General features: G+C 75.9%; 19 protein-coding genes. 11 read left to right on the plus strand and 8 right to left on the minus strand.

Translation table 11 applies throughout. From position 1 onward, the window contains the following. Positions 1 to 700: 700 nt before the first annotated feature. Genes HNR08_RS00850 through HNR08_RS00875 form a run of 6 tightly spaced genes read left to right on the plus strand, consistent with a single transcriptional unit; the run spans position 701 to position 7,554 of the window. Positions 701 to 1,576 (plus strand): ABC transporter ATP-binding protein, encoded by an 876-nt coding sequence (locus tag HNR08_RS00850; protein ID WP_146835621.1) that lies wholly within the window; start codon positions 701 to 703, stop codon positions 1,574 to 1,576. Positions 1,577 to 1,600: 24 nt separating this feature from the next. Next, positions 1,601 to 2,671 carry an aliphatic sulfonate ABC transporter substrate-binding protein gene (locus HNR08_RS00855; protein ID WP_146835624.1) on the plus strand — a complete coding sequence of 357 codons (1,071 nt, stop codon included), beginning with the start codon at positions 1,601 to 1,603 and terminating at the stop codon, positions 2,669 to 2,671. After that, positions 2,668 to 3,549 carry an ABC transporter permease gene (locus HNR08_RS00860; protein ID WP_146835627.1) on the plus strand — a complete coding sequence of 294 codons (882 nt, stop codon included), beginning with the start codon at positions 2,668 to 2,670 and terminating at the stop codon, positions 3,547 to 3,549. Before HNR08_RS00855 ends, HNR08_RS00860 begins: the two co-directional genes overlap by 4 nt. Further along, positions 3,546 to 5,603: an acetate--CoA ligase gene (gene acs / locus HNR08_RS00865; RefSeq protein WP_183834715.1), complete on the plus strand. Its 2,058-nt coding sequence runs from the start codon at positions 3,546 to 3,548 to the stop codon at positions 5,601 to 5,603. Before HNR08_RS00860 ends, acs begins: the two co-directional genes overlap by 4 nt. Beyond that, entirely contained in the window at positions 5,600 to 7,060 is a 1,461-nt protein-coding gene (locus tag HNR08_RS00870) for an O-acetylhomoserine aminocarboxypropyltransferase/cysteine synthase family protein (RefSeq protein WP_146835631.1), read from the plus strand. The genes acs and HNR08_RS00870 overlap by 4 nt, the downstream gene beginning before the upstream one ends. Next, a complete protein-coding gene (locus HNR08_RS00875; protein WP_146835634.1) occupies positions 7,057 to 7,554 on the plus strand; it encodes a CoA-binding protein in 498 nt (165 codons plus the stop codon). The genes HNR08_RS00870 and HNR08_RS00875 overlap by 4 nt, the downstream gene beginning before the upstream one ends. A gap of 161 nt (positions 7,555 to 7,715) precedes the next feature. Here the strand turns inward: HNR08_RS00875 and HNR08_RS00880 are convergent, their stop codons facing one another. Further along, positions 7,716 to 8,369, minus strand: coding sequence for a TetR/AcrR family transcriptional regulator (locus HNR08_RS00880; RefSeq protein ID WP_146835637.1), 654 nt, complete (start codon positions 8,367 to 8,369; stop codon positions 7,716 to 7,718). Between the two features lie 139 nt (positions 8,370 to 8,508). Here HNR08_RS00880 and HNR08_RS00885 point away from each other — a divergent pair, with 139 nt between their 5' ends. Next, entirely contained in the window at positions 8,509 to 10,020 is a 1,512-nt protein-coding gene (locus HNR08_RS00885) for an MFS transporter (protein ID WP_146835640.1), read from the plus strand. Between the two features lie 116 nt (positions 10,021 to 10,136). Here HNR08_RS00885 and HNR08_RS00890 read toward each other — a convergent pair whose 3' ends face one another. Both HNR08_RS00890 and HNR08_RS00895 read right to left on the minus strand, forming a co-directional pair. Next, complete coding sequence (locus HNR08_RS00890) at positions 10,137 to 10,466, minus strand: MGMT family protein (protein WP_146835643.1); 330 nt, start codon at positions 10,464 to 10,466, stop codon at positions 10,137 to 10,139. Position 10,467: 1 nt separating this feature from the next. After that, the gene (locus HNR08_RS00895) at positions 10,468 to 11,580 is read right to left on the minus strand and encodes a PP2C family protein-serine/threonine phosphatase (RefSeq protein WP_146835646.1); all 1,113 of its coding nucleotides are present in this window, start codon (positions 11,578 to 11,580) and stop codon (positions 10,468 to 10,470) included. Between the two features lie 107 nt (positions 11,581 to 11,687). Between HNR08_RS00895 and HNR08_RS00900 the strand changes: the two genes are divergently transcribed. Continuing rightward, a complete protein-coding gene (locus tag HNR08_RS00900) occupies positions 11,688 to 12,962 on the plus strand; it encodes a GNAT family N-acetyltransferase (RefSeq protein WP_146835649.1) in 1,275 nt (424 codons plus the stop codon). 87 nt (positions 12,963 to 13,049) lie between these two features. On the opposite strand, the gene HNR08_RS00905 is transcribed toward HNR08_RS00900, so the two are convergent. The 3 genes from HNR08_RS00905 to HNR08_RS00915 are packed head-to-tail and all read right to left on the minus strand — an operon-like array spanning position 13,050 to position 18,606. Beyond that, entirely contained in the window at positions 13,050 to 13,502 is a 453-nt protein-coding gene (locus tag HNR08_RS00905) for a ribose-5-phosphate isomerase (RefSeq protein ID WP_146835651.1), read from the minus strand. 44 nt (positions 13,503 to 13,546) lie between these two features. Beyond that, complete coding sequence (locus tag HNR08_RS00910) at positions 13,547 to 15,631, minus strand: YhgE/Pip domain-containing protein (RefSeq protein WP_146835654.1); 2,085 nt, start codon at positions 15,629 to 15,631, stop codon at positions 13,547 to 13,549. Further along, positions 15,628 to 18,606 (minus strand): MMPL family transporter, encoded by a 2,979-nt coding sequence (locus tag HNR08_RS00915; protein ID WP_146835657.1) that lies wholly within the window; start codon positions 18,604 to 18,606, stop codon positions 15,628 to 15,630. Before HNR08_RS00915 ends, HNR08_RS00910 begins: the two co-directional genes overlap by 4 nt. A gap of 194 nt (positions 18,607 to 18,800) precedes the next feature. Here HNR08_RS00915 and HNR08_RS00920 point away from each other — a divergent pair, with 194 nt between their 5' ends. Continuing rightward, the gene (locus HNR08_RS00920) at positions 18,801 to 20,777 is read left to right on the plus strand and encodes a M13 family metallopeptidase (RefSeq protein WP_146835660.1); all 1,977 of its coding nucleotides are present in this window, start codon (positions 18,801 to 18,803) and stop codon (positions 20,775 to 20,777) included. Next, complete coding sequence (locus HNR08_RS00925; RefSeq protein ID WP_246802995.1) at positions 20,774 to 21,721, plus strand: EamA family transporter; 948 nt, start codon at positions 20,774 to 20,776, stop codon at positions 21,719 to 21,721. The genes HNR08_RS00920 and HNR08_RS00925 overlap by 4 nt, the downstream gene beginning before the upstream one ends. A 176-nt stretch (positions 21,722 to 21,897) precedes the next feature. Here the strand turns inward: HNR08_RS00925 and HNR08_RS00930 are convergent, their stop codons facing one another. Together HNR08_RS00930 and HNR08_RS00935 are read right to left on the minus strand one after the other, a co-directional pair. After that, positions 21,898 to 22,449 (minus strand): hypothetical protein, encoded by a 552-nt coding sequence (locus HNR08_RS00930; protein WP_146835662.1) that lies wholly within the window; start codon positions 22,447 to 22,449, stop codon positions 21,898 to 21,900. A gap of 18 nt (positions 22,450 to 22,467) precedes the next feature. Then, positions 22,468 to 23,094: a mycothiol-dependent nitroreductase Rv2466c family protein gene (locus HNR08_RS00935; RefSeq protein ID WP_276509353.1), complete on the minus strand. Its 627-nt coding sequence runs from the start codon at positions 23,092 to 23,094 to the stop codon at positions 22,468 to 22,470. 215 nt (positions 23,095 to 23,309) lie between these two features. On the opposite strand from HNR08_RS00935, the gene pepN reads away from it, so the two are divergent. Beyond that, a complete protein-coding gene (gene pepN, locus HNR08_RS00940) occupies positions 23,310 to 25,925 on the plus strand; it encodes an aminopeptidase N (RefSeq protein WP_146835665.1) in 2,616 nt (871 codons plus the stop codon). Positions 25,926 to 26,016: the final 91 nt, after the last annotated feature.

Genomic DNA, 26,016 nt, shown 5'->3' on the forward strand with positions numbered 1-26,016 from the left:
GCTCGCTGTCGCCGGCCGTCCCGCCCGACTGCCCGCCGAGGTGGCATCCCGCGCGCATCCGGGGCGCGACGCGACGCACGCGGATGCGCGCATCGCACCCCCTCGGTGCACCGGTGCCAGGGGCCCGCCGCACCCGCCCCGCCGCGCCCGGCCCACCGACCACCCGCACCCCACCGGCACGCCACCGGCCCGACCGACCGCCTGCTGACCACCGAGGGGGGTGTCCCCCGCGCATCCGGGGCATGACGCGACACGCGCAGATGCTCGCGACATACCCCCCGGCGCGCGGCGCGCCCCGGGTGCGCGGCCCCCGGGCGTGCGCCGTCCCACGGGGCGAGACCGGCGGGCGCGGCGGGTTGTCCGCCAGGCGGACCATCGCTACTGTCGGACCGATCCCGAGACGTGAACGGTCGCGTCTCGCTGGGTGAGACAGACGAGAGGAGGCGGCCCGTGGCCCGGTCGACGCACCCGCGCACGACCCAGCGCCCGGGCCTGCCGATGCCCGCGTCCTGTCGCTGTTGTCGCCGCGACACCGCCGCCTGACGCCTCCGCCGTCCGGTCGGCCCGTCCGCGCCGCTGCCCCGGGCGCGCACGCCGCGCCGCCCGCCGCGCCCCCGCGACAGCCCCGCAGCACCCGGCCCCCACGGGCCCACCTCAGCAGCCCGCGCCGCCCCGCGCGGCCCGACGCCCGGGAACCCCCATGACCTCCGCCACCCGCCCTGCGCCCGCCGCGCCCGCGCCAGCCGCCGGCGCCCTCGACGGCACGGCCGACGCCCCCGCCGCGCGCCCGGTCGGGCTCCACGGCGTCGGCCGCACCTTCCCGACGCCCACCGGCCCGCGCACCGTGCTCGCCGGCGTCGACCTCGACATCGCCGCGGGCGAGGTCGTCGCCGTCATCGGCCCGTCCGGCTGCGGCAAGTCCACGCTGCTCCGCCAGGTCGCCGGCCTGGACGCACCCGACGCCGGGGAGATCCTGCTCGGCGGCTCCCCCGTCGCGCCGTACGACGCGCGCACCGCGGTGGCGTTCCAGGAGCCCCGGCTCCTCCCCTGGCGCACGCTCGCGCAGAACGTCGCGCTGGGCGTCCCCCGCGGCACGCCCCGGGCGCCGGCCCGCGCGCAGGTCGCCACGCTGCTCGACCTCGTGGGCCTCGCCGGCTCGGCGGACCTGCGGCCCCGGCAGGTGTCCGGCGGCATGGCGCAGCGCGCCTCGCTGGCCCGGGCGCTGGCCCGCCGCCCGGGCGTCCTGCTGCTCGACGAGCCGTTCGGCGCGCTCGACGCCCTCACCCGCCTCCGGATGCAGGACCTCCTGCTCGACGTGCACGCGGACCGGCCCACCACGGTCCTGCTGGTCACGCACGACGTCGAGGAGGCCCTGTACCTGGCCGACCGCGTCGTGCTGCTCGGCGCCCCGGACGCGACGGGGACCTCGGTGCGCTCCGTCATCGAGGTCCCCGGCGACCGGCCGCGGGACCGCGCGGACGCCCGCCTCGCGGAGCTGCGCGCCGAGCTGCTCGACGGCCTCGGCGTCCCGACCCACCACCACGTGCACGACCCCGACCTGCACCACTCCATCTGACCCACCGCCACCACAGGAGACGACATGACCGCACGCACGCGCGCACGCCGCCCCATCGCCCTGGGCGTCGCCGCCCTGGCCGCGACCCTCCTGCTCGGCGGCTGCGTCGCCGGCGAGGGCTCGGCGCAGGCGGACCCGGGCTCCGGGTCCGGCGACGACGCCACCGCCGGCGAGGGCTGGAGCGCCGACACGCTCACGCTCGACTTCGCGACCTACAACCCGCTCAGCCTCGTCATCAAGGACCAGGGCTGGATCGAGGACACCCTCGGCGACGACGTGACCGTCGAGTGGGTGCAGTCCGCCGGCTCGAACAAGGCCAACGAGGCGCTGCGCGCCGGGGCGGTCGACGTCGGCTCCACCGCGGGCTCGGCCGCGCTGCTGGCGCGGGCGAACGGCTCGCCGATCCGGACCATCGACATCTACTCCCAGCCCGAGTGGGCCGCCCTGGTGGTCCCGGAGGGCTCGGACATCACGGGCGTCGAGGACCTCGCGGGCCGGTCGGTGGCCGCGACCAAGGGCACCGATCCGTACTTCTTCCTGCTCCAGGCCCTCGAGGAGGCGGGCGTCGACCCGGCCGACGTCGAGGTGCAGAACCTGCAGCACGCGGACGGCAAGGCGGCGCTGGAGAACGGCTCCGTCGACGCCTGGTCCGGCCTGGACCCGCTGATGGCCGCGAGCGAGGCGGACGCCGGCTCGCAGCTGGTCTACCGGAACGTCGACTTCAACACGTTCGGGTTCCTCAACGCCACGCAGGACTTCCTCGACGCCAGCCCGGACCTCGCGCAGGTCGTCGTGGACGCCTACGAGAAGGCGCGTGCCTGGGCGCAGGAGAACCCGGACGAGGTCGTCGCGATCCTCGCCGAGGTCGCCGGGATCGACCCCGCGGTCGCGGAGAAGGTCATCACCGAGCGCACGACCCTGGACATCGACCCGGTGCCGGGCGAGGCGCAGCGCACCGTGCTCGAGGTGGTCGGCCCGATCTTCGTGGAGTCCGGCGACGTCGCGTCGCAGGAGCTGATCGACGCCGCGCTGGACGAGCTGTTCGAGCCGTCGTTCGCCGAGGGCGCCGACCCGGCGACGATCGCGGACCGATGACGCAGGTACTCGGGGCCACGGTGACGGGCTCGGCCGCGCCCGTCACCGACGCGCGCGGCCGGCTCCGGCCCGGCCTCAACCCGTTCAGCACGGGGCTGCCCGGCCGCGCGCACCGCGGCCCGCTCGCGCGCCGGCCCGTGCGGGTCGCCGTCGGGCTGGTCGTCCCGGTGATCCTGGTCGCCGTCTGGCAGTGGGTGACGACGACCGGCCTGGCCGCTCCGTACCAGCTGCCCAGCCCGGCCTCGGTGTGGACGGCCGCGGTCGACCTCGCGGAGCGCGGGCTGCTCGGCCCGTACGTCGCGATCTCCACCCAGCGGGTGCTGCTCGGCTTCCTGGTCGGCGCGGCGCTCGGCCTCGCGGTCGGGTCCCTCGTCGGGCTGTCGCGGGTCGCCGGGGCGCTGCTGGAGCCGGTCCTCGGGGCGGTCCGGGCGGTGCCGTCGCTGGCCTGGGTGCCGCTGCTCATCCTCTGGATGAAGATCGGCGAGGACTCCAAGATCACGCTCATCGCGATCGGCGCGTTCTTCCCCGTGTACACGACGGTGGTCGCGGCCCTGCGGCACGTGGACGCGCACCTGGTCGAGGCCGGGCGCGCGTACGGGCTGCGCGGGCCGCGGCTGCTGGCCGGCGTGCAGCTCCCGGCGGCGCTGCCGTCGGTGGTCGCCGGCCTGCGCCTCGCGATGGCCCAGTCCTGGCTGTTCCTGGTCGCCGCCGAGCTCATCGCGTCGTCGATGGGCCTGGGCTTCCTGCTCATGGACTCCGGCAACAACGGCCGCGTCGACCGGATGATCCTGGCGATCGTCCTGCTGGCGCTGCTGGGCAAGTCGACCGACGCGCTCATCGGCCTGGCCGAGAAGTCCCTGCTGAGGAGGTGGGCGTGACGACGTTCACGGCCCTGCAGACCGAGTCCCGCACGTACCCGCCGCCGGCCGCCCCGGCGGGTGGCTGGAACGTCGGCCCCACGGAGCACGCCCGCCTGCTGGCGCGGGCCGAGGCCGACCCGGTCGGGTTCTGGGAGGACGCCGCGCGCCGGCTGGAGTGGGCCGAGCCCTGGCACACGGCGCACACCTGGTCCCCGGCGGCGCCGGGCCCGGACGGCGCGCTCACCGTCCCCGAGGCGCAGTGGTTCGCCGGCGGCCGGCTGAACGCCGCGGTGAACTGCGTCGACCGGCACGTCGCGGCCGGCCGCGGCGACAAGGTCGCGATCCACGCCGAGGGCGAGCGCGGCGACCGCCGGTCGTACACGTACGCGGACCTGCAGCGCGAGGTCTCGCGGGCGGCGAACGCGCTCACCGACCTGGGCGTCGGGCCCGGCGACCGGGTGGTCGTCTACCTGCCGGTGATCGCGGAGACCGTGATCGTCACGCTCGCGATCGCCCGGATCGGCGCCGTGCACTCCCTGGTGTTCGGCGGGTTCTCCGCGGAGGCCGTGCGGTTCCGGGTGCAGGACACCGGCGCGAAGGTGCTGGTCACCAGCGACGGGCAGTTCCGCCGCGGGCGGGCCGTCGAGGTGAAGTCCGCCGCCGACGAGGCCGTCGCCGGTCTCGACCACGTCGAGCACGTGCTCGTCGTCCGGCGCACCGGGCAGGACGTCGCCTGGACCGAGGGCCGCGACGTCTGGTGGCACGACGTCGTCGACACCGCCCCCGACCAGCACGAGGCGCAGGCGTTCGACGCCGAGCACCCGCTCTTCATCATCTACACCTCCGGCACCACCGGCCGGCCCAAGGGCCTGGTGCACACCACCGGCGGCTACCTCACGCAGGCGTCCTGGACGCACTGGGCGATGTTCGACGCGAAGCCCGACGACGTGCACTGGTGCACCGCCGACCTGGCGTGGGTGACCGCGCACACCTACGAGATCTACGGCCCGCTGAGCAACGGCCTGACGCAGGTGATCTACGAGGGCACGCCGGACACCCCGCACCGCGAGCGCCACCTCGAGGTCATCGAGCGGTACGGCGTGACGGTCTACTACACGGCGCCGACGCTGATCCGGACGTTCATGACCTGGTTCCCCGACGGCCTGCCCGACGGCTACGACCTGTCGAGCATCCGGCTGCTCGGGACCGTCGGCGAGGCGATCAACCCCGAGGCCTGGGTGTGGTTCCGGACCCAGCTCGGTGCGGGCAGCGCGCCCGTGGTCGACACCTGGTGGCAGTCCGAGACCGGTGCCGCCGTGATCGCCCCGCTCCCCGGCGTCACGACCCTGAAGCCGGGCTCGGCCACCCGACCGCTCCCGGGGTTCTCGGCGCGGGTCGTGGACGACCACGGGGACGAGGTGCCGCGCGGCTCCGGCGGGTACCTCGTCATCGACCGGCCCTGGCCCGGGATGGCGCGCACGGTGTGGGGCGACCCGGCGCGGTACCGGGACTCGTACTGGCGACCGTTCGCGGAGCGCGGGTACTTCCTGGCCGGCGACGGCGCGTCCTGGGACGCCGACGGCGACGTCTGGCTGCTCGGCCGCGTCGACGACGTCGTGAACGTCGCCGGGCACCGGCTGTCCACCATCGAGATCGAGTCCGCGCTCGTCGCGCACCCCGCGGTCGGCGAGGCCGGCGTCGCGGGCGTCACCGACGCCGTCGGCGGCCAGGCGGTCGCGGCGTTCGTCGTCCCCGCGGTGGCCCCCGGCCCGGTCGAGGACGTCGACGCCTGGCTCGCGGCCGCCGCGGACCTGCGCGAGGTGCTGCGCACCCAGGTGGCCCGCGAGATCGGCCCGGTCGCCAAGCCGCGCCACGTGCTGGTCGTCCCCGAGGTCCCCAAGACCCGGTCCGGCAAGATCCTGCGCAGGCTGCTCGCCGAGCTGCACGACGGCCGCCCGCTCGGTGACCGCACGTCCCTGCAGAACCCCTGGGCGGTGGACCAGATCGCCGCCCTGCTGCCCCGCCCCGTCACCCGCCCCGCCACCCCGGCCGAGGAGGCCAGTACCCCATGAGCTCGCCAGTGCCCCGCACGTCGGACCACCGCTTCGGGTTCCGCACCCGGGCCCTGCACGCCGGGGCCATCCCCGACACCGCGACCGGCGCCCGCGCCGTGCCGATCTACCAGACCACGTCGTTCGTGTTCAGCGACACCGCGGACGCCGCGAACCTGTTCGCGCTGCAGAAGTACGGGAACATCTACTCCCGGCTCGGCAACCCGACGGTCGCGGCGTTCGAGGAGCGCATCGCCTCCCTGGAGGGCGGCATCGGTGCCGTCGCCACCGCGTCGGGCATGGCCGCCGAGTTCATCACCTTCGCCGCCCTCGTCGGCGCCGGGGACCACGTCGTCGCCTCCGCGCAGCTCTACGGCGGGACGGTGACGCAGCTCGACGTCACGCTGCGCCGGTTCGGCGTGGACACCACGTTCGTGGCCGGCACCGAACCCGCGGACTACGCCGCCGCGATCCGCCCGGAGACCAAGGTCGTCTACACCGAGGTCGTCGCGAACCCGTCCGGCGAGATCGCCGACCTGGCCGGCCTCGCGGAGGTCGCGCACGCCGCGGGCGTCCCGCTCGTCGTGGACGCCACGCTCTCGACGCCGTACCTGGTGCGGCCGATCGAGCACGGCGCGGACATCGTCATCCACTCCGCGACCAAGTTCCTCGGCGGGCACGGCACCACCCTGGGCGGCGTCGTCGTCGAGTCGGGGCGGTTCGACTGGGGCAACGGCAAGTTCCCGCAGATGACCGAGCCCGTGCCGTCGTACAACGGCGTGAAGTGGTGGGAGAACTTCGGCGAGTACGGGTTCCTCACCAAGCTCCGCTCCGAGCAGCTCCGGGACATCGGCCCGTCGCTGTCGGCGCAGTCCGCGTTCCAGCTGCTCCAGGGCGTCGAGACCCTGCCGCAGCGGCTCGACGCGCACCTCGCGAACGCGCGGGCGGTCGCCGAGTGGCTGCAGGCGGACCCGCGCGTCACCGCCGTGCACTGGGCCGGGCTGCCGTCGCACCCGCACCATGACCGGGCCGCCCGGTACCTGCCGCTGGGGCCGGGGTCGGTGTTCGCGTTCCGGCTCGCCGCGACCCCGGACCGCGAGGGGCGCGAGGTCGGGCGCCGGTTCATCGAGGAGCTCCAGCTCGCCAGCCACCTCGCGAACGTCGGCGACGCGCGGACCCTCGTCATCCACCCGGCGTCGACGACGCACCAGCAGCTGTCCGCCGAGCAGCTCGCCGCCGCCGGGGTGCCGGAGGACCTGGTGCGGATCAGCGTCGGGCTGGAGGACCCGGAGGACATCCTCTGGGACCTGGACCAGGCCCTGACGGCGGCCACGGCCCCGGCCCCCACCGGCACCCTTGACCGCACGGTGGACGGTCCGGACCGACACGCCGACGGCGTGTCCGCTCGAACCGTCCACTCTGCTGCGGCTGCCGCCGGAGCCGCCGACACCTGCGCCCTCCCGGAGGCCACGCGATGAGCACCCCCGCCCCCGCCCGCACCTGGCAGGGCCCGTCCGCGCCCGAGCGGCTCGCGCTGCTGCGCCGCACCCGGTCCATCGCGATCGTCGGCGCGTCGAACAACCCGTCCCGCGCGTCGTACTTCGTCACGACGTACCTGCTGTCCAGCTCCCCGTACGACCTGTACCTCGTGAACCCGCGGGAGTCCGAGATCCTCGGGCAGCCGGTGTACCCGTCGCTCGACGCGCTGCCCGTGGTGCCGGACCTGGTGGACGTGTTCCGGCGGCACGACGACCTGCCGACCGTCCTCGACGAGACGCTCGCGGTCGGGGCGAAGGCCCTGTGGCTGCAGCTCGGGTCCTGGCACGAGGACGTCGCGCGGCGCGGCGAGGCCGCCGGGCTCGACGTGGTGATGGACCGGTGCGTGAAGATCGAGCACGCGCGGTTCCACGGCGGCCTGCACCTCGCGGGCTTCGACACCGGGGTGATCAGCTCGCGGCGCGCGCTCTCCTGACGCCGCCCGCGCCGCCGGACCGGCCCCACCGGCCCCCCGCCCTCTCCCGCTGAGTGGAGGTTTCTGGCGCGACCCGCCGCGCGTGTCGGGCAGAAACCTCCACTCGGCGTGGCCGGGGTGGGCGCGGGCGGGCGGCGGGGGTCAGCGGACGCCCGGCGGTGTCAGCGGGCGCCGGCGACCAGGGCCGGGTCCGGGGCCGCCGTGAGCCGCCCCGTGGCCAGCGGGAGCAGCACCGAGTCGACCAGCCGCTCCGCGAACGCGGCGTCGACCGGCAGGTGGGCGACCGCCTTGCGGTAGTGGATCATCGCCGGCCCGACCGCCGCGAGCATGTCGAGGTCGGCGTCCGGGGAGGTCTCGCCGCGCTGCCGGGCGCGCTCGAGCACGGCCCGCATCAGCCGCACCCGCCCGGCCACGAACTGCTCGTGGAACACGGACGCGACCTCCTCGTTCTCGCGGATCGCGCTGAGCAGGCCGGACATGAGCTCGTCGTTCTTGAACCGGTGGGCCAGCGTGGCGAGCCCGAGCAGGTCCCCGCGCAGCGAGCCCTCGTCGGGCAGCTCGTCGATCGTCGGCTGCTTCACGCACAGCAGGCTGTCGACCGTGAGCTGGACCTTCGACGGCCAGCGGCGGTAGACGGTCGACTTCCCCGCGCCGGCACGCTCGGCGACGGCGTCCATCGTCATCGCGTCGTACCCGCGCTCGGTGAGCAGGTCGCGCGTGGCCTGCAGGATCGCGTCGTCCTTGGACTCGTCGCGGCGGCGGCCGGGCCGGCGCCGGGGCTCGCCGGAGGGCGCGTCGTCGTCGCGCGCTGCCATGCCGGCTCCTTCCCGTCGCGGCCATTCTGCCCGCCGCGCGTCCCGGAAACAAATCGAGACTCGGGGGTTTCGAAACTCGTCGGTCTTGGATTATCGTCGGATCTCCGACACCCCCACCGACGCCTCATGGAGCGCACCCATGTCCTCACCCACCGCCGCGCTCGCCGCGCCCCCCGGACGCCGCCGCTGGCTCGTCCTCGCCACGGTCGCCCTCGCGCAGCTGATGGTCGTGCTCGACGCGACCATCGTGAACATCGCCATGCCGTCCGCCCAGGCCGAGCTCGGCTTCAGCGACAACGACCGCCAGTGGATCGTCACCGCGTACGCCCTCGCGTTCGGCAGCCTGCTGCTGCTCGGCGGGCGGCTGTCCGACATGTTCGGCCGGCGGCGCATGTTCCTGCTCGGCCTCGTCGGGTTCGCCGTCGCCTCGGCGCTCGGCGGCGCGGCCGGCACCTTCGAGCTCCTGGTCGCCGCCCGCGCGCTCCAGGGCGTGTTCGGCGCCGTGCTGGCCCCGGCCGCCCTGTCCGTCCTCACGACGACGTTCACCGACCCGAAGGAGCGCGGCCGCGCGTTCGGGATCTTCGGCGCCATCGCCGGCATGGGCGGCGCCATCGGCCTGCTGCTCGGCGGATACCTCACCGAGAACTTCGACTGGCGCTGGAACCTCTACGTCAACGTCGTGATCGCCGCCGTCGCGCTCGTCGCCGGCATCGTGCTGCTGCCCCGCGGCGGCGGCGCGGCCGGGCACCGGCTCGACGTGCCCGGCGTGGTGCTCGGCTCCGGCGGCCTGTTCGCCCTGGTGCTCGGGTTCTCGCAGGCCGAGCCGCAGGGCTGGGACTCCCCGCTCACCTGGGTGCCGCTGGCCGCCAGCGTCGTGCTGCTCGTGGGCTTCGTGATCCGGCAGCGCACCGCCGCGAACGCGGTGCTGCCGCTCGAGGTCGTGCTCGACCGGGACCGCGGCGCGTCGTTCCTGTCGATCCTGGTCGCCGGGTCCGGCATGTTCGGCGTGTTCCTGTTCCTCACGTACTACCTGCAGTCCACGCTCGGGTTCACGCCCATGCAGACGGGCGTCGGGTTCCTGCCGATGGTGGTGTCGATCATCATCACGGCGCAGATCCAGTCGAACCTGCTCATCCCCCGGTTCGGGCCGAAGCTGCTCGTGCCGATCGGGATGCTGCTCGCGGCGTCCGGGATGCTCACGTTCACCACGCTCGAGGTCGACAGCCCGTACACCCGCGTCCTGCCGGGGCTGATCCTCATGGGCATCGGGATGGCGTCGATCATGCCCGCCTCGTTCCAGCTCGCGACCCTCGGCGTCCCGCCGCGGCTGGCCGGTGCGGCGTCCGCGCTGGTGTCCACCAGCCAGCAGGTCGGCGGCGCCATCGGCACGGCGCTGCTGAACACGCTGGCGGCCACGGCGGCGACCGCCTACGTGACGGCCCACGCCCCCGCGACGCCGGAGGTGCTGGCCGAGGCCGCGCTGCACAGCTTCGACACCGCGTACGCGTGGTCGGCGGGCATCTTCGCGGGCGGCGCGGTCCTGGCGGCTGTCCTGTTCCGCCGCGTGGCGGACCGCCGCACCCGCGCGGCCACGCCCTCCGCCACGCCCGCGGGCACGACCGCCCCGGCCCCCGCGCGCGTAGCGCACTGACCGCCGGCCGGCCCGCGCGAAGGGGCACGCTGCGCTCAGCCGGGCATCGCGCGGGGGACCCCGGCTGATCGCCTGGTGCCGCCTCGGGCCGCCGCCGCCGCGGGCCGCCCCGGCCGTCAGTCGTCCGGGAACCAGATCGCGCGGCGCAGGGCCACGCGGGTGCCGTCCGCCGACAGCGGGGTGCCCTCCGCGCGCAGGTGCTCCAGGGCGGCCCGGGCGTGGTGCGCGGGCGGCGAGCCGGCGGCGTTCACCACCCGCCACCACGGCACCCCGGACCCGCCGCGGGACATGACCTGGCCGACCTGGCGCGGTCCCCCGCGAGCCGGCAGCCCCTCGGCGACCAGGCGGTCGGCGACGACCTCGGCGATCGTGCCGTAGGTCATCGCCCGGCCCGGCGGGATGGTGTCGACCACGTCGAGCACGGCTTCGAGGTACGCCTCGTCCACGTCAGTCCTTCCGGACGAGGACGAGCGCGCGGTCGTCCCCCTCGCTCGCGCCGATCCGGGTGATGACGTCGTCGGCGCCGCCGCGGCGGGTGGCCAGCACGTCCTCGGCGGCGCCCCGCAGCCGGTCGATGCCGAGGTCGAGGTCGCCGCCGGGGGTCTCGACCAGCCCGTCGGTGTAGAGGAGCAGCGCGTCGCCGGGCTCGATCCGCCCGTGGACCTGCCCGTACGCGGCGCCCGCCACGATCCCGAGGGCCGGGCTGCCCACGGTCGACAGCAGCTCGACCACCCCGGACCCGGCGTGCAGGTGCACCGGCGGCAGGTGGCCGGCCGACGCCACGGTGTACTCGCCGGTCGCCAGGTGGACGGTGAGGTGCACCGCCGTGGCGAACCCCTCCTCCCAGTCCTGCCCGAGCAGGTACGCGTTGGCCGCCGGCAGGAACTCCTCGCTCGGCAGCTGACCGATCAGCCCGGCGAGCGCCCCGGAGAGCTGGAGCGACCGCACGCCGGCGTCCTGGCCCTTGCCGGACACGTCGACCAGCGCGATCTCCAGCACCCGTCCCTGGGCCCGGGTCGCCGTGACGACGAAGTCGCCGGAGAACGCCTCCCGGTGCGCGGACCGGAGCGCCGTCTGCACCCGCCAGCCGTCCGGCAGCGGCGGCACGACCCCGTGCGCGGCGAGCCGGTCGCGCAGGTCGACGATCATGAGGTCCCCCGGCGCACCCTGCAGGCCGAGGCGCTCCCGGTGCGCGGCGAAGGTCAGCAGGGCCGCGATGGCGATGCCCTGCAGCACGAACGTCCCCGGGGTGAATTCGCCCAGCCCGGCCAGCGGGATCACGACGACCTGCACGGCGATCGCGGCGCACAGCACCACCATGCCGCGCATGCGCAGCAGGAACGCGCCGAGCAGCTCGATGAGGATGAACGTGGACGGCGGCACCCACGGCCGGGTCAGCACGATGCCCGCGGACGCCACCAGCGTCAGGCCCACGAGCAGCGCGGTGAGCGCCTGCTGCGAACCGAGCCCGGACCGGTGCAGCAGCCCCCGGAGCCGCTCGAGGACGCTCGTCGCCCGGCGGCGCCGCGGGACCGCGGCGGGTCCGTCCGGGAGGCTCATGCGGCGAGGGTAACGAGCCGCGCGCGGGCGGGACAGACCCCGCGCCGGGTGGAGCCACCAGCGAAAACGGCGTGCCGCGCGGCGCCCCCTCCGGCCAGGATGGCCGCATGAGCCCCGCACCCGCCGGCTACCGGCTGACCGAGATCACCCCGGACCGCGTCGAGGAGTACCGCGGCGTCGACGCGATGGCGTTCGCCGAGCCCGCGCCGGACCCCGCCACCGAGGCCGCCGTGCCGTTCGCCGTGCCGGTCGAGCGCGCCGTCGCGATCGAGGCCGACGGCGGCGAGCTCGTCGCGGTGCACGGCTCGTACGCGTTCGCGCTGCCGGTCCCCGGCGACGCCGCCGTGCCGTGCGCGGGGCTGACCTGGGTGGGCGTCCGCCCCGACCACCGACGCCGCGGGCTGCTGTCCACGATGATCCGGGCCCACCTGGACCGCTCGATCGCCCGCGGCGAGATCGTGTCCGCGTTGTTCGCCGCGGAGCCCGGCATCTACGGCCGGTTCGGGTACGGCTCGGCGTCGGACGACCTCAAGCTCACGCTGCCCCGCGGCGCCGCCCTCCGCGAGGTGCCGGGTTCGGCCGACCTCACCGTCCGCTTCGCCTCGCTCGACCCCGCCCGGCACGAGAGCCTCGTCGAGCAGGTGTACGCGGCGGCGGCCCACGGCCGGCCCGGCTGGATCCGCCGCGGGTCCGACGCGCTGCGCCGGGTCGCGGTCGCCGATCCGCCCGCGTGGCGGCGCGGCGGCGAACCCGCGCGCCTCGTGACCGTGCACGACGCCGCCGGGGAGCCGCGCGCGTTCGCGATCGTGCGGCGCACGCAGAAGTGGGAGGACGGCGGCCCCGGGTACACCGTGGCGGTCCGGTTCTCGGCCGCCGTGGACGCCGCCGCCGCGCACCGGCTCTGGTCGTTCCTGGTGGACCTCGACCTCACGGCGTCCGTCACGACCGGGATGCTGGCGGTGGACGACCCCCTGCTGGCGCTGCTGGTGGACACCCGCCGCCCGGTGCCGAAGGTGACCGACAACCTGTGGGTGCGGCTGCTCGACGTGCCGGCCGCCCTGGCCGCGCGCCGGTACGCCGCCCCCGTCGACGTGACGCTCGGCGTCCGGGACGCGCTGCTGCCGGCGAACGCGGGCACCTGGCGGCTGGTGACCGGCGAGGCGGGCCCGGACGGCACGTACCCGGCCCGCGTCGAGCGCGCCGACGGCGCCCCTGACCTCGAGCTGGACGTGCGCGAGCTCGGCGCCGCCTATCTGGGCGGGCGCAGCCTCGCGGCCCTCGCGGCGGTCGGCCAGGTCACGGCCGCGCGGCCGGACGTGCTGCACCGCGCGGCGACGGCGTTCGGCTGGCCCGTCGCGCCGGTGTGCCCCTGGGTCTTCTGACGCGAGGTGTTCTGACGCGAGGTGTCCCGACGCGGGGTGTGCTGGCGCGCACCGGGGCGGGACCGAGCCGGTCCCGCCCCGCCGCCGTCAGGAGCGCGAGGCCTCGTACGCCGCGAGCTGGTCGATGCGGCGCTGGTGGCGGGGGTCCTGGCTGAACGGCTCCGCGACGAACGCGTCGACGAGCTCGATCGCCTCGTCCACCGAGTGCTGCCGGGCGCCGATGGCGACGACGTTCGCGTCGTTGTGCTGCCGGGCGAGGGTGGCCGTGGCGGAGTTCCAGGCGAGGGCGGCCCGCACCCCGGTGACCTTGTTCGCGGCGATCTGCTCGCCGTTCCCGGAGCCGCCGATGACGACGCCGAGGCTGCCCGGGTCGGCGACGACGGCCTCGCCCGCGGCGAAGCACACCGCGGGGTAGTCGTCCTGGGGGTCGTACTCGGCGGCACCGTGGTCGATGACGTCGTGCGAGGCGGCGCGCAGGTGCTCGACGAGCGCGACCTTGAGCTCGTAGCCGGCGTGGTCGGCGGCGACATGGATACGCATGGGCCCATCCTGCCGCACGCCGCGGGCGCCCGGCGGACCGTCCGTCACGCGGCGCGCGCGACGTCGTGCCGGGTGCCGTCCACCAGACGGGCCGCGGCCAGGTCCCGCCGCGGCACCCGCGCCCGCGCCCGCCGCACCACCAGCGCGGCGGCCGCCAACCCGGCCACCCCCCACAGCAGCAGCCCGACGAGCGGCTGGATCCACGACCCCTCGAGCCCCAGCACCAGCACCCCCAGCGCCTCGGCGGCCTGCGGCAGCGGCAGCAACCCGCTGAGCTCCCGGAACACCGGCGGGGCGGTCTGCAGCGGGATCAGCACGCCGACGCACGCCACCTGCAGCGCGAGGAACGCCAGCGACACCACCAGCCCGGCCCGGCCCCAGAGCGCGACGAGCCCCTGGTTCACCGCCGCGAAGACCGCCGCCGCGGCCAGGGCGAACAGCGCCGCGCCGACCGGGTTGCGGGCGCCGACGCCGAGCAGCGGCACCGCCAGGACCAGCACCAGCGCCTGCACCGCCGCGACCGCCACCGCGGGCAGCCACGCGCGCACTGCGACGCGCAGCACCCCGGCGGGCTCGTAGGCCGCGCGCCGGGGCACGGCCGGCAGCACCAGGAACGCCGCGAGCGCCCCGAGCCAGATCGCGGCGGGCACCACGAGCGGCCCGGCGATCGCGTCCTGGTCGGCCAGCGGCACGGTGGTGTCCTCCGCGACGACCGGGGCGGACACCACGGACGCGAGGGTGTCCCGCTGGTCGTCGTCGTACGTCGGCACCTGCCCCGCGCCGGAGGTCAGCCCGCCCGCGAGCTCCCCGACCCCGCCGGCCAGGGACGCGGCGCCGTCGGCGGCGGACCGGGCGCCCCCGGCGACCTCGGCGGCACCGGCCGAGGTCTCCCCCGCCCCCTGCGCGAGCCCGCTCGCGCCGGTGGACAGCTCCGCCGCCCCGTCGGCGACCCCGGACGCCCCGGAGGCGAGCGTCGCCGCGCCGGCCGCGACCTGCCCGGCACCGACGGCGACCTGCCCGCTGCCCCCGGCGACGGCGTCGGCCGCCGCGGTGAGCTGGTCGAGGCCCGCCACGACGCCCCCGCCCGCGGCGGCGAGGCCGTCCGCCCGGGAGCCGATCCCGGACGCCAGGGACCGCAGCGCCCCGTCGGGCGCCGCCGCGGCCTGCAGCGCCGTGCACGCGCCGGCCGTCCCCGCGGCGCAGTCGGCCGCGAGGGTCGCGAGCGTGCCCGCGAGCGCGTCCAGCGCCGCGGCGTCCGCGCCGAGGGCGGCCGCAGCGGGCGGCAGGTCGTGCACCCGCTGGTCGATCGCGTCGAGGGCGGCGGCGAGGTCCGCGGCGCCCGCGTTCACCTCCCCCGCACCGGACGCGACCTGGTTCGTGGCCCCCGCGAGCGCCGTCGCCCCGGACGCCACCCGCGCCGCGCCGCCGGACAGCGCGCCCGCCCCGCCGGCGAGGCTGTCCGCACCGCGCGCCACCTCGGCGGTCCCGGAGGCCAGCGCGCCGGCGCCGCCCGCGAGCTGCCCGGTGCCGTCGGCCAGCGAGGTCGCGCCGGACGCTGCCTGCTGCGCCCCGTCGGCGGCCTGGTCCATCTGGTCGGCGATCTGGTTGAAGCCGAGGTAGACGTCGTCGAGGTAGGTGCTGGTGATCTGCTGCCCCATGGCGCCCGCGGCGGCGGTCGCGACCTGCTCCGCGAGCAGCGCGGCCACGGCGGACCGGGCGTCGTCGCCCTGCACCTGGACGGTCGCGGCCACGGGGTCGTCGGTCGAGGCGGACGACACGGCCGCGGAGAAGTCCTCGGGGATCGTGACGACCGCGGCGTACCCGCCGCTCGCCAGCCCGGTCGCGGCGTCGTCGGCGTCGGTGAGCTCCCAGGCGGACCCCACGTCGGTCCCCGCCGGCGGGTTGGTGAGGTTCGCGGCGAGCAGCCGGCCGGCGGCGACCGTCTGCGCGTCGGCGCCCTCGCCGGTCGTGACGATCTGGTCGGCGTTCACCACCGCCGCGGGGACCTCGTCGACCCGGTCGAGGCGGCCGTCGAGCGAGCCGAGCAGCGCCAGGCCGACCGCCAGCGGGAGCAGCAGCACCACGGCCAGGGTGATCCGGCCGCGGCCGCGGCGGGCGTGCGCGCTCATCGGGGGATCCCCTCGTCATCGGCCGGCGCGGCGCCGACGCGGCCGTCGGTGCCGGGCGGGGCGGGGCCCGGGGCGGGGGCGGCGGCCGGCACCGGCGTCCCGTCCGCGACGTGCGCCCCCCGCGCTCCCGGAGCCCCCGCGGGCACCAGGAGCAGCCGCCGCGCCCCGGGCACCGGCCCGGCGGCGAGCACGGTCGCCCCGCGCGCGGCGAGCAGCGCCAGCGCCCGCCCGGTCGCGCCGCCGTCGTCGGGCGCGGCGGCCACGACCAGCACGGGGGGACGGCCCGCGGCGGCCCGCGCGACGTCCAGCACGGCCCGTTCCCCGGGGGTCAGCGCCCCGAGCGGCGTCCCGGCCCCGAACGGCGGTGCGGTCGACCCGACGTCGGCCCCCGGGTCCCCGGCCAGCAGCCACCCGGCCACGGCCAGCACCCGGCGCGTCCGGGCGTCCTGCCGCCGTCCGGGCTCCCCGGACGCCACGTGCTCCCCCACCGTCCCCGGGCCGCCGGCGCCCGGCAGCACCAGCGCCACCCGCGCGGCCACCGCCGCGCCCTGCGCCGGCAGCGGGTGGTCCAGCACCGCGAGGTGCCCGGCGACGGGCCCGCCGCGCCCGGCCGCCGCGAGCAGGAACGCGTCCACGAGGCGTGGGTCCGCCGACGCCACGTGCAGCGCCTCCCCCGGCCGGAGCACGAGGTCGACCGGCCGGGACGCCGGCTCGCGCGGCGCGTCGGGCGTCGCGAGCACCGCGCCGTCCGCGCGCACCGGGGCCGGGCCGTGCTCGGCGACCCACGCCTCGTGCGCGAGCTGCTCCGCGAGCGCGGCACCCTCGACGTCGAGCGACGGCAGGTGCCGGTCCAGCCAGCGCGGCATCGACCAGGCGCGGTGGCCGAGGAGGGTCAGCACGGCCGGCACCAGCGTCATCCGCACGGCGAACGCGTCCACCGCCACGCCCACCGCGAGCCCGAACGCGATCGGCTGCACGATGTCGCTGCCGCTCGGCACGAACGCCGCGAAGACGCTGATCATGATGATCGCGGCGGCCGACACCACGCGGGCGCTGGCCGTGAACCCCGTGACGACGGCCCGGCGCGGCTCGCGGTGCGCGGCGTACTCCTCGTGCATCCGGGACACGAGGAACACCTCGTAGTCCATCGCCAGCCCGAACAGCACGCCCATGACGATGATCGGCATGAACGAGATGACCGGCCCGACCAGCGCCACGCCGATGAGGTCCGCGCCCCAGCCCCACTCGAACACCGCGGCCGTCGCGCCGAACGCCGCCGCGACCGACAGCAGGTAGCCGAGCGTCGCCTTGACCGGGACCGCCACGGACCGGAACACGATCAGCAGCAGCACGAGCGACAGCCCGACGACGACCACCCCGAACGGCACCAGCGCCGCGCCCAGCCGCTGCGACACGTCCACGCTGACGGCGGTCTGCCCGGTGACCAGGAGGTCGCGCACGCCCGGGTACGGGGCGACCAGGTCGTCCGCGTCGGCGCGGATCTCCTTGACCAGGGCCTGCGTGCTGGGGTCGGCCTGGCCGCCCTCCGGGATCACCTGGAACAGCGCGGTGTCGGCGGACGGGTTCGGCGTCGCGACCGGCACGGCCACCACGCCGTCCAGCGCCGCGAGGTCGCCGGCCAGGCCCTCGACGGCGCCCTTCGGGTCGGTGCTCGCGATGATGTCGGCCGTCACCAGCAGCGGCGCGTTGTAGCCGGGCCCGAACCCCTCGGCGACGAGGTCGTACGTCGTGCGCTGCGGCGAGCCGTCGGGGGCGCTCCCGTTGTCCGGCAGCGTGAGGCGCAGGTCGGACGCGGGGATCGCGAGCACCCCGACGCCGAGCACCACGAGCACGACCGTCAGCAGCGGCACCCGGGTCACCACGTGCACCCACCGCGAGCCCATGGTGCCGCCGCTCGCGGGGTCGGCCAGCTCTCTCCGCGCCGCCCGGGACGTCGGCCGCGGGCGCAGGCGCTCGCCCGCGAGCCCCATGAGCGCGGGCAGCACCGTGACCGCGACCAGCACCGCGATCGCCACCGCGCACGCCGCCGCGATCCCCATCACCGACAGGAACGGGATCCCCACGACGGACAGCCCGATCAGCGCGATGATGACCGTCGTCCCGGCGAACACCACCGCCGTCCCGGCCGTCGCGACTGCGCGGGCGGCCGACTCCTCGACCGCCATGCCGTGCGCGAGCTGGTGCCGGTGCCGGGTGAGGATGAACAGCGCGTAGTCGATGCCGACCGCCAGCCCGATCATCAGCGCCAGCGTCGGCGTCGTGCTGCTGATCGTCGCCGCCGCGGAGACCGCGAGGATGCCCGCGAGCGCCACCGCGACCCCGAGCAGCGCGGTGAGCAGCGGCATCCCGGCGGCGAGCAGCGACCCGAACGTGACCGCCAGCACGAGCACCGCGACCCCGACGCCCAGCAGCTCGGTCACGCCGATCTCCACGCCGGTGACGGTGTAGACCTGCCCGCCGAGGTCGACGGTGAGCGGCGCGGAGGGGTCGACCACGGCGGCGGCCTCGAGCTCGTCGCCCAGGCCGTCCGGCAGGTCCGTCAGCACCTCGTCGAGCTGCACGTTCGACTGCGCGTAGCGCCGGTCGTCCGAGACCGCGCTCGGCGGCGCCCCGTCGGCGAACGGGTCGGAGACCTGCAGCACGTGCTCGACCTGGCCGACGGCGGCGACGACCTGCTCGACCGCGGCCCGCGCGTCGGGGTCGTCCAGCGTCGCGCCGTCGTCCGCGACGAACACGATCTGCGCGGTCGCGCCCGCCGCCTGCGGGAACCGCTGGTCCAGCGCGTCCAGCCCCTCCTGGGACTCCGTGCCCGGGATGGCGAACGAGTTCTGCAGCGTGCCGCCGCCCAGCACAGCGGCCCCGCCGACCAGCACGAGCAGCAGCAGCCAGGCCGCCAGCGTGGTGGCACGCCGCTGGTAGGCGGCGCGTCCGATCCGGTACAGCAAGGACGACATGGGCCTGCTCCTGCCCCAGCGGCGTCCGTCCTGGATACCAGCGGCCCCGGCCTAGGACAATGGTCCCGGGTCCGGCCTACCCGCCCCGGGGAAGGCGCCTGTGGACGACGCCCGCGCCGCACGGGTCCGGCGGCCTAGGCTGACCCCCGGTGCGCGTCCGTGCGCCCGCGCGACAGAAGGGACCCCTCCCCACCATGACCCGCAGCGGCATCGACCTCACGGCCCTCGACCCCGCCGTCCGCCCGCAGGACGACCTGTACGCGCACGTCAACGGCCGCTGGGTCGCGGAGCACGAGATCCCCGCCGACCGCGCCATGGACGGCTCCTTCCGCGCCCTGCACGACCAGGCCGAGGAGCAGGTCCGGGACATCATCACCGAGGCCGGCGCGGCCGCGGACGCCACCGGCGTGCAGGCGCAGATCGGCGCGCTGTACGCGAGCTTCATGGACACCGACGCCGTCGAGGCCGCCGGCGTCGAGCCGCTGCGCCCCGACCTCGAGGCGATCGAGGCGGCGACCACCCGGGAGCAGCTCACCGACGTGCTGGGCGCGCTGCAGCGCACCGGCGCCGCCGGGGGCGCGGGCTTCTGGGTGGACAACGACGCCAAGGACCCGGAGCGGTACGTCGTCTACCTGTACCAGTCCGGCCTCGGCCTGCCCGACGAGTCGTACTACCGCGACGAGCAGTACGCGGCGGTCCTCGCGGCGTACCGCCCGCACGTGGCCCGGATGCTGCGCCTCGGCGGCTGGGCCGCGGACGAGGCCGCCGCGGACGACGCCGCCGGCCGGGTCGTCGCGCTCGAGTCGAAGATCGCCGCCGGGCACTGGGACGTGGTGAAGGACCGCGACGCCGACCTCACCTACAACCCGACGACCCTGGCGGCGCTGGCCACCACCGCGCCCGGGCTCGACTGGGCGGCCTGGGCCCGCGCGCTCGGCGCCCCGGAGGGGTCGCTCGACGAGCTCGTCGTCCGGGAGCCGTCGTTCGCCACCGCGTTCGCCGGGCTCTGGGCGTCCGAGCCGGTCGCGGACTGGCAGGCCTGGCTGGCGTACCACGCGATCACCTCGCGGGCGCCGTACCTGTCGTCCGAGCTGGTCGAGGCGAACTTCGACTTCCACGGCCGCACCCTGACCGGCGCCCAGGAGCTCCGGGACCGGTGGAAGCGCGGGGTCTCGCTGGTGCAGGGCGTGCTCGGCGAGGCCGTCGGCGAGGTCTACGTCGCCCGGCACTTCCCGCCGGCGCACAAGGAGCGGATGGAGCAGCTCGTCGGGCACCTCGTCGAGGCGTACCGCGAGTCGATCACCGGCCTGGACTGGATGGGCGAGGAGACCAAGGCCAAGGCCCTCGCGAAGCTCGACGCCTTCACGCCGAAGATCGGGTACCCCGTGAAGTGGCGCGACTACTCCGGCCTCGAGGTCCGCGCGGACGACCTCGTCGGCAACGTGCGCCGCGCCGCCGCGTTCGAGCAGGACTACGAGCTCGGCAAGATCGGCAAGCCGATCGACCGCGACGAGTGGTTCATGACGCCGCAGACCGTGAACGCCTACTACAACCCCGGCATGAACGAGATCGTGTTCCCCGCGGCGATCCTGCAGCCGCCGTTCTTCGACGCCGACGCGGACGACGCCGTGAACTACGGCGGCATCGGCGCGGTCATCGGGCACGAGATCGGGCACGGCTTCGACGACCAGGGCTCCAAGTACGACGGCCAGGGCCGCCTCGAGGACTGGTGGACCGAGTCCGACCGCGCGGAGTTCGAGAAGCGGACCTCCGCGCTGATCGCGCAGTACGACGGCTTCTCCCCCGCGCAGCTGAACGGGTCGCACCACGTCAACGGCGCGCTCACCATCGGCGAGAACATCGGCGACCTCGGCGGGCTGTCCATCGCGCTCAAGGCGTACCGGATCGCCCTGGGCACCTCCCTCGACGAGGCGCCGGTGGTCGACGGGCTGACCGCCGTGCAGCGCGTGCTGCTCGGCTGGGCGCAGGTGTGGCGCGCGAAGGGCCGCGACGAGGAGGTCATCCGCAGGCTCGCGGTGGACCCGCACTCCCCGGACGAGGTGCGCTGCAACGCCGTCGTGCGGAACGTGGACGAGTACTACCAGGCGTTCGACGTGCAGCCCGGGGACGGGCTGTACCTGGCGCCCGAGGAGCGGGTGCGGATCTGGTGACGACCGGTACGACCGCGGCCGGCACCCCGGCCGCCGACCCCGGCGCGCCCGCTCCCGCCCCCGCGGCGCCGGTCGACCGCCGGCGCGTCCTGCAGGCCATGGGGCTCATCGCCGTCGGCTCCCTCGGCATCCAGACGTCCTCCGCCCTGTCGGCCAGCCTGTTCGACTCCCTGGGGTCCGCCCCGGTGAGCTCGCTCCGGCTGGTGATCGCGGCGCTGGTGCTGCTCGCGGTGCTCCGGCCGCGGCTGCGCGGGCGCTCCCGCACCGCGTGGGTCGGCGTCGTCGTCTACGGCGTCGCGATGGCCGCGATGAACCTCTCGCTCTACGCGGCGATCGAGCGCATCCCGCTCGGCGTCGCGGTGACGCTGGAGTTCCTCGGCCCGTGCGCCGTCGCGCTGCTCGCGTCCCGGCGGGTCAAGGAGGGGCTGTGCGCGGTCGCGGCCCTGGTCGGCGTCGGGCTGATCTCCGGCCCGGGCGGGTACTTCGACCTCGCGGGGTACGCGTTCGCGCTGTCCGCCGCGGTGTTCTTCGCGCTGTACACCGTGTTCGCGGACAAGGTCGGCAAGGCCGACGAGGGGCTGTCCGGCCTCGCGCTGTCCGTGTGCGTCGCCGCCGTCGTCGCCCTGCCGTTCGGCGTCGGGCACGTCGGCGAGGTGCAGCCCGGGCAGTGGGGCGTGCTCGCGGTGTCGGCGGTCATCGGCGTGGTGATCCCGTACTCGGTGGACACCCTCGCCGGGCGGCTGACCTCGGCGCGCGTGGTCGGCACGCTGTTCAGCATCGACCCGGCGATGGGTGCGCTGGTCGCGCTCGTGGTGCTCGGGCAGAGCATCGGCGCCCCGGCCGTCGCGGGCATCGTGGTGGTGTCGGTGGCCGGGGCGCTGCTGGTCGCGATCTCGGGCCCCCGCCCGGCCGACCCGGCGGTCCCGGCGGTCCCGCCCGCCTGACCCCGGCGCGCCGCAGCGGGCCGGGGCGCGCGCCCCGCGCCGAGTGGAGGGTTTCGCCGGACACACCCGGCGTGTCGCGCCAGAACGCTCCACTCGCGGGACCAGGCCCGACCTCACTCCGCCGACCCAGGGCCGGCCCGCCCCACCCGCGCCTGGCCGGGACCGGTCGACCCGGGTCAGGGCAGGGTGGCCAGCTCCGCGGTCGCGACGCGGAAGCCCACGCCCGTCTCGTCCACCACGCAGGACATGCCGTTCGTCGCCGACGAGCACGTGTACGGCCCGACCGTCTGGTTGAGGCCGTAGTCCAGGACCGGCACGTCGGCCGACGCGACCGCGGGCCCGGGGCCGTCCACGCACGGGGTCGTGACGCCGTCGGACGTGTTGAGCACGACGACGTGCCCGGTGGTCCCCGTGCAGCCCTCGACGGCCGGCGGGGTGAACGTGATGTGCGCGATCGAGCAGGTCACCCCGTCGGGCGACATCGTGCAGGAGATGTTCCCGGTCGGGGACGCGAAGGACTGCGCGGTGTCGGACGTGGCCCCGCCCCCGGACCCCGCGGTCGCCGCCCCGCCCGCGGGCGCCGAGGTCGACGCGGCCGGCTCCGGTCCGCCGTCGCCGGACCCGCCGCCGAGCACGACGACCGCCGCGACCAGCAGCCCGACCAGCAGCAGGACGTCCACGGCGATGAAGATCTTCACGCCGCGGCTCAGGTTCGCCAGCGATGCCATGGTGTGCCTCCGGTCGGCTCAGTCGAAGACGGGGCCCTTGGTGCGGGTGCGCTTCAGCTCGTAGAACCCGGGCACGCCGGTGACGAGCACGAAGCCGTCCCAGAGCCGGCCGGCGTCCTCGCCCTTCGGCGCGGGCGTCATGACCGGGCCGAAGAACGCGGCGCCGTTGACCGCGACGACCGGGGTGCCGACCTCGTCGCCGACCAGGGCGATGGCCTCGGCGTGCGACGCCCGGAGCTGCTCGTCGAACTCGTCGGTGTCGGCGTAGGCGGCGAGGGAGGCGGGCAGGCCGGCCTCGTCCAGGGACTCGCGGATGATCGCGGCGGTGTCCTTCCGGCCGCCCGGGTGCCGGCGGGTGCCCATGGCGTCGTACAGCGGCTTGAGGTGCTCCGCGCCGTACAGCTCCTGCGCGGCGGTCAGCACGCGGACGGCGGCCCAGGAGTCGTCCATGAGCTCGCGGTACTCCTCAGGCAGGTCCCGCCCCTCGTTGAGCACCGACAGGCTCATCACGTGCCAGCGGACGTCGACCTCGCGCACCTGCTGCACCTCGACCATCCACCGCGAGGTCATCCACGCCCACGGGCAGGCGGGGTCGAACCAGAAGTCCGCGGTGTCACGGGCGGGGCGCGGCTGGGTGTCGGTCACGGAGGTGCTCCTCACGAGCGGTCGGTGCGGGTCGTGCCTGGCGGCGTGCGCGTGCGACCGCCCCTGCCCGGACGACCGCCGCCCGCCATCATGCCCCGACACCCCCGGCCCCTGTCACGCCGGGTCCCCCCGCCCGCCCCCGGCGCACACCTGCCGCCGGTTGGTGGAATGATGCGGCGACGGCCGCTGACCCAACCCCACGAGGAGACCTGCGCGTGCCCGCTGAGAACCTGACCCGTGACGAGGCCCGCACCCGGGCCGCCCTGGTGGACGTCCAGTCGTACGACGTGACGCTCGACCTGACCACGGGGCCGGCGACCTTCGGGTCGACCACGACCGTGCGCTTCACCAGCCGCGAGGCCGGGGCGAGCACGTTCCTGGACCTGATCGCCCCGTCCGTGCACCGCGTCGTGCTGAACGGCGTCGAGCTCGACCCGTCCGACGTGGTCGCCGACTCCCGCATCCGGCTGGACGGGCTGGCCGCCGAGAACGAGGTCGTCGTCGTCGCCGACTGCGCCTACATGAACACCGGCGAGGGCCTGCACCGGTTCGTCGACCCGGTCGACGACGAGGTGTACCTGTACTCGCAGTTCGAGGTCGCCGACTCCCGCCGCGTGTTCGCGGTGTTCGAGCAGCCCGACCTCAAGGCGACCTTCGCCTTCACGGTCACCGCCCCGGCGCACTGGGTCGTCGTGTCCAACTCCCCCGAGGCCGGCGCCCCGGTCCCGGTCGAGGGCGGCGCGAACCGCAACGGCGGCGCGGACCACGGCTCCGCGACGTGGACGTTCGAGCCCACCCCGCGGATCTCGTCCTACATCACCGCGGTCGTCGCGGGCCCGTACCACCACGAGCACGGCGAGCTCACGTCGAGCGACGGCCGCACGATCCCCCTCGGCGTGTACTGCCGCGGCTCGCTGGCCCAGCACCTCGACACCGACAACATCCTCGACATCACGCGCGCCGGCTTCGCGTTCTACGAGGAGCAGTTCGCGTTCCCGTACCCGTTCGCGAAGTACGACCAGCTGTTCGTCCCGGAGTTCAACGCGGGCGCGATGGAGAACGCCGGCGCGGTGACGTTCCTCGAGTCGTACGTGTTCCGGTCCAAGGTGCCGGAGGCCACGGTCGAGCGCCGCGCGGTGACGATCCTGCACGAGCTCGCGCACATGTGGTTCGGCGACCTCGTCACCATGCGCTGGTGGGACGACCTGTGGCTGAACGAGTCGTTCGCGGAGTTCGCGTCGACCCTGGCGACCGCCGAGGCGACCCGCTGGACCTCCGCCTGGACGACGTTCTCCTCGCTGGAGAAGGGCTGGGCGTACCGGCAGGACCAGCTGCCCTCCACGCACCCGATCGCCGCGGACATCCGCGACCTCGAGGACGTCGAGGTGAACTTCGACGGCATCACCTACGCCAAGGGCGCGAGCGTCCTCAAGCAGCTCGTCGCGTGGGTCGGCCAGGACCAGTTCTTCGCCGGCGTCCGGCAGTACTTCCAGAAGCACGCGTGGGGCAACACCGAGCTGCGCGACCTGCTGACCGAGCTCGAGGCCACCTCCGGCCGCGACCTGTCCGCGTGGTCCGCGCTGTGGCTCGAGCAGTCCGGGGTCACCCTGCTCCGCCCGGAGATCGCCTCCGAGATCGGCGCGGACGGCGTCGAGCGCATCACCGCGCTGGCCGTGCGCCAGGAGGTGCCCGAGACGCACCCCGTCCAGCGCCCGCACCGCCTGGTGGTGGGCGGCTACGACGTCGTCGACGGCCGCCTGGAGCGCGTGCAGCGCGTCGAGCTCGACGTGGACGGCGAGCGCACCGAGGTCCCCGCGCTGGTCGGCGAGAAGCGCCCCGACCTGCTGCTGCTCAACGACGACGACCTGGCGTACGCGAAGGTCCGGCTGGACGAGCGGTCGCTCGCGACGGCCATCGCGCACCTCGGCGGCTTCACGCAGTCGCTGCCCCGCACGCTCGTGTGGGCGGCGGTCTGGGACGCCACCCGCGACGGCGAGACCCCGGCGCGCGACTACGTCGACCTGCTGCTCGGCAACATCGCCCACGAGACCGACTCCTCCGTCGTCCTCGTCCTGCTGCGCCAGCTGCACACCGCGCTCGACCTGTACGTCGCCGCCGAGCACCGCACCGCGACCGAGGTGGCCGCGGCCGACCGGCTGTGGACCCTCGCGACCGACGCCCCCGGCGGCAGCGACACCCAGCTCCAGCTCGTCAAGGCCTTCGCGCTGCGCGCCTCGACCCCCGAGCAGCTCGACGCGGTCGCGGCGCTGCTGGACGGCGGCACCCGGCTGGACGGCCTGTCCATCGACACCGACCTGCGCTGGGAGCTGCTGACCTCGCTGGTCACCGGCGGCCGCGCCGGTGCGGCCGAGATCGACGCGCAGCTCGAGGCCGACCCGACCGCGACCGGCCAGCGCGCCGCCGCGGCCGCCCGCGCCGCGATCCCCACGGCCGACGCCAAGGCCGCCGCCTGGGCCGCCGTCGTGGAGTCCGACGCCCTGCCGAACGCGCTGCAGGCCGCGACGATCGGCGGCTTCGGCCGGGTGCACGACCGCGCGCTGCTGCGGCCGTACGTCGCGCCGTACTTCGAGGTCCTCGAGACGGTCTGGGCCGGCAAGACGAACGAGATGGCCCAGAACATCGTCACCGGCCTGTACCCGACGGAGCTCGCGGACGACGCCGAGGCGGACGTCGCCGGCGCCACGGACGCCTGGCTCGCGGCGCACCCCGACGCGGCCCCCGCGCTGCGCCGGCTGGTGGTGGAGGCCCGCGACGGCGTGCGCCGGACCCTCGCGGCCCAGGCCGCGGACCGGCACTACCACGAGGTCTGACGGCCCCGGACGCGCACCGACGACGCGCCCGGTCCCCGCGCGGGGCCGGGCGCGTCGTCGTGCCACCCGACGCCGCCGAGATCGGTCACTC

Source organism: Cellulomonas hominis, from assembly GCF_014201095.1.
GTDB classification, from domain to species: domain Bacteria; phylum Actinomycetota; class Actinomycetes; order Actinomycetales; family Cellulomonadaceae; genus Cellulomonas; species Cellulomonas hominis.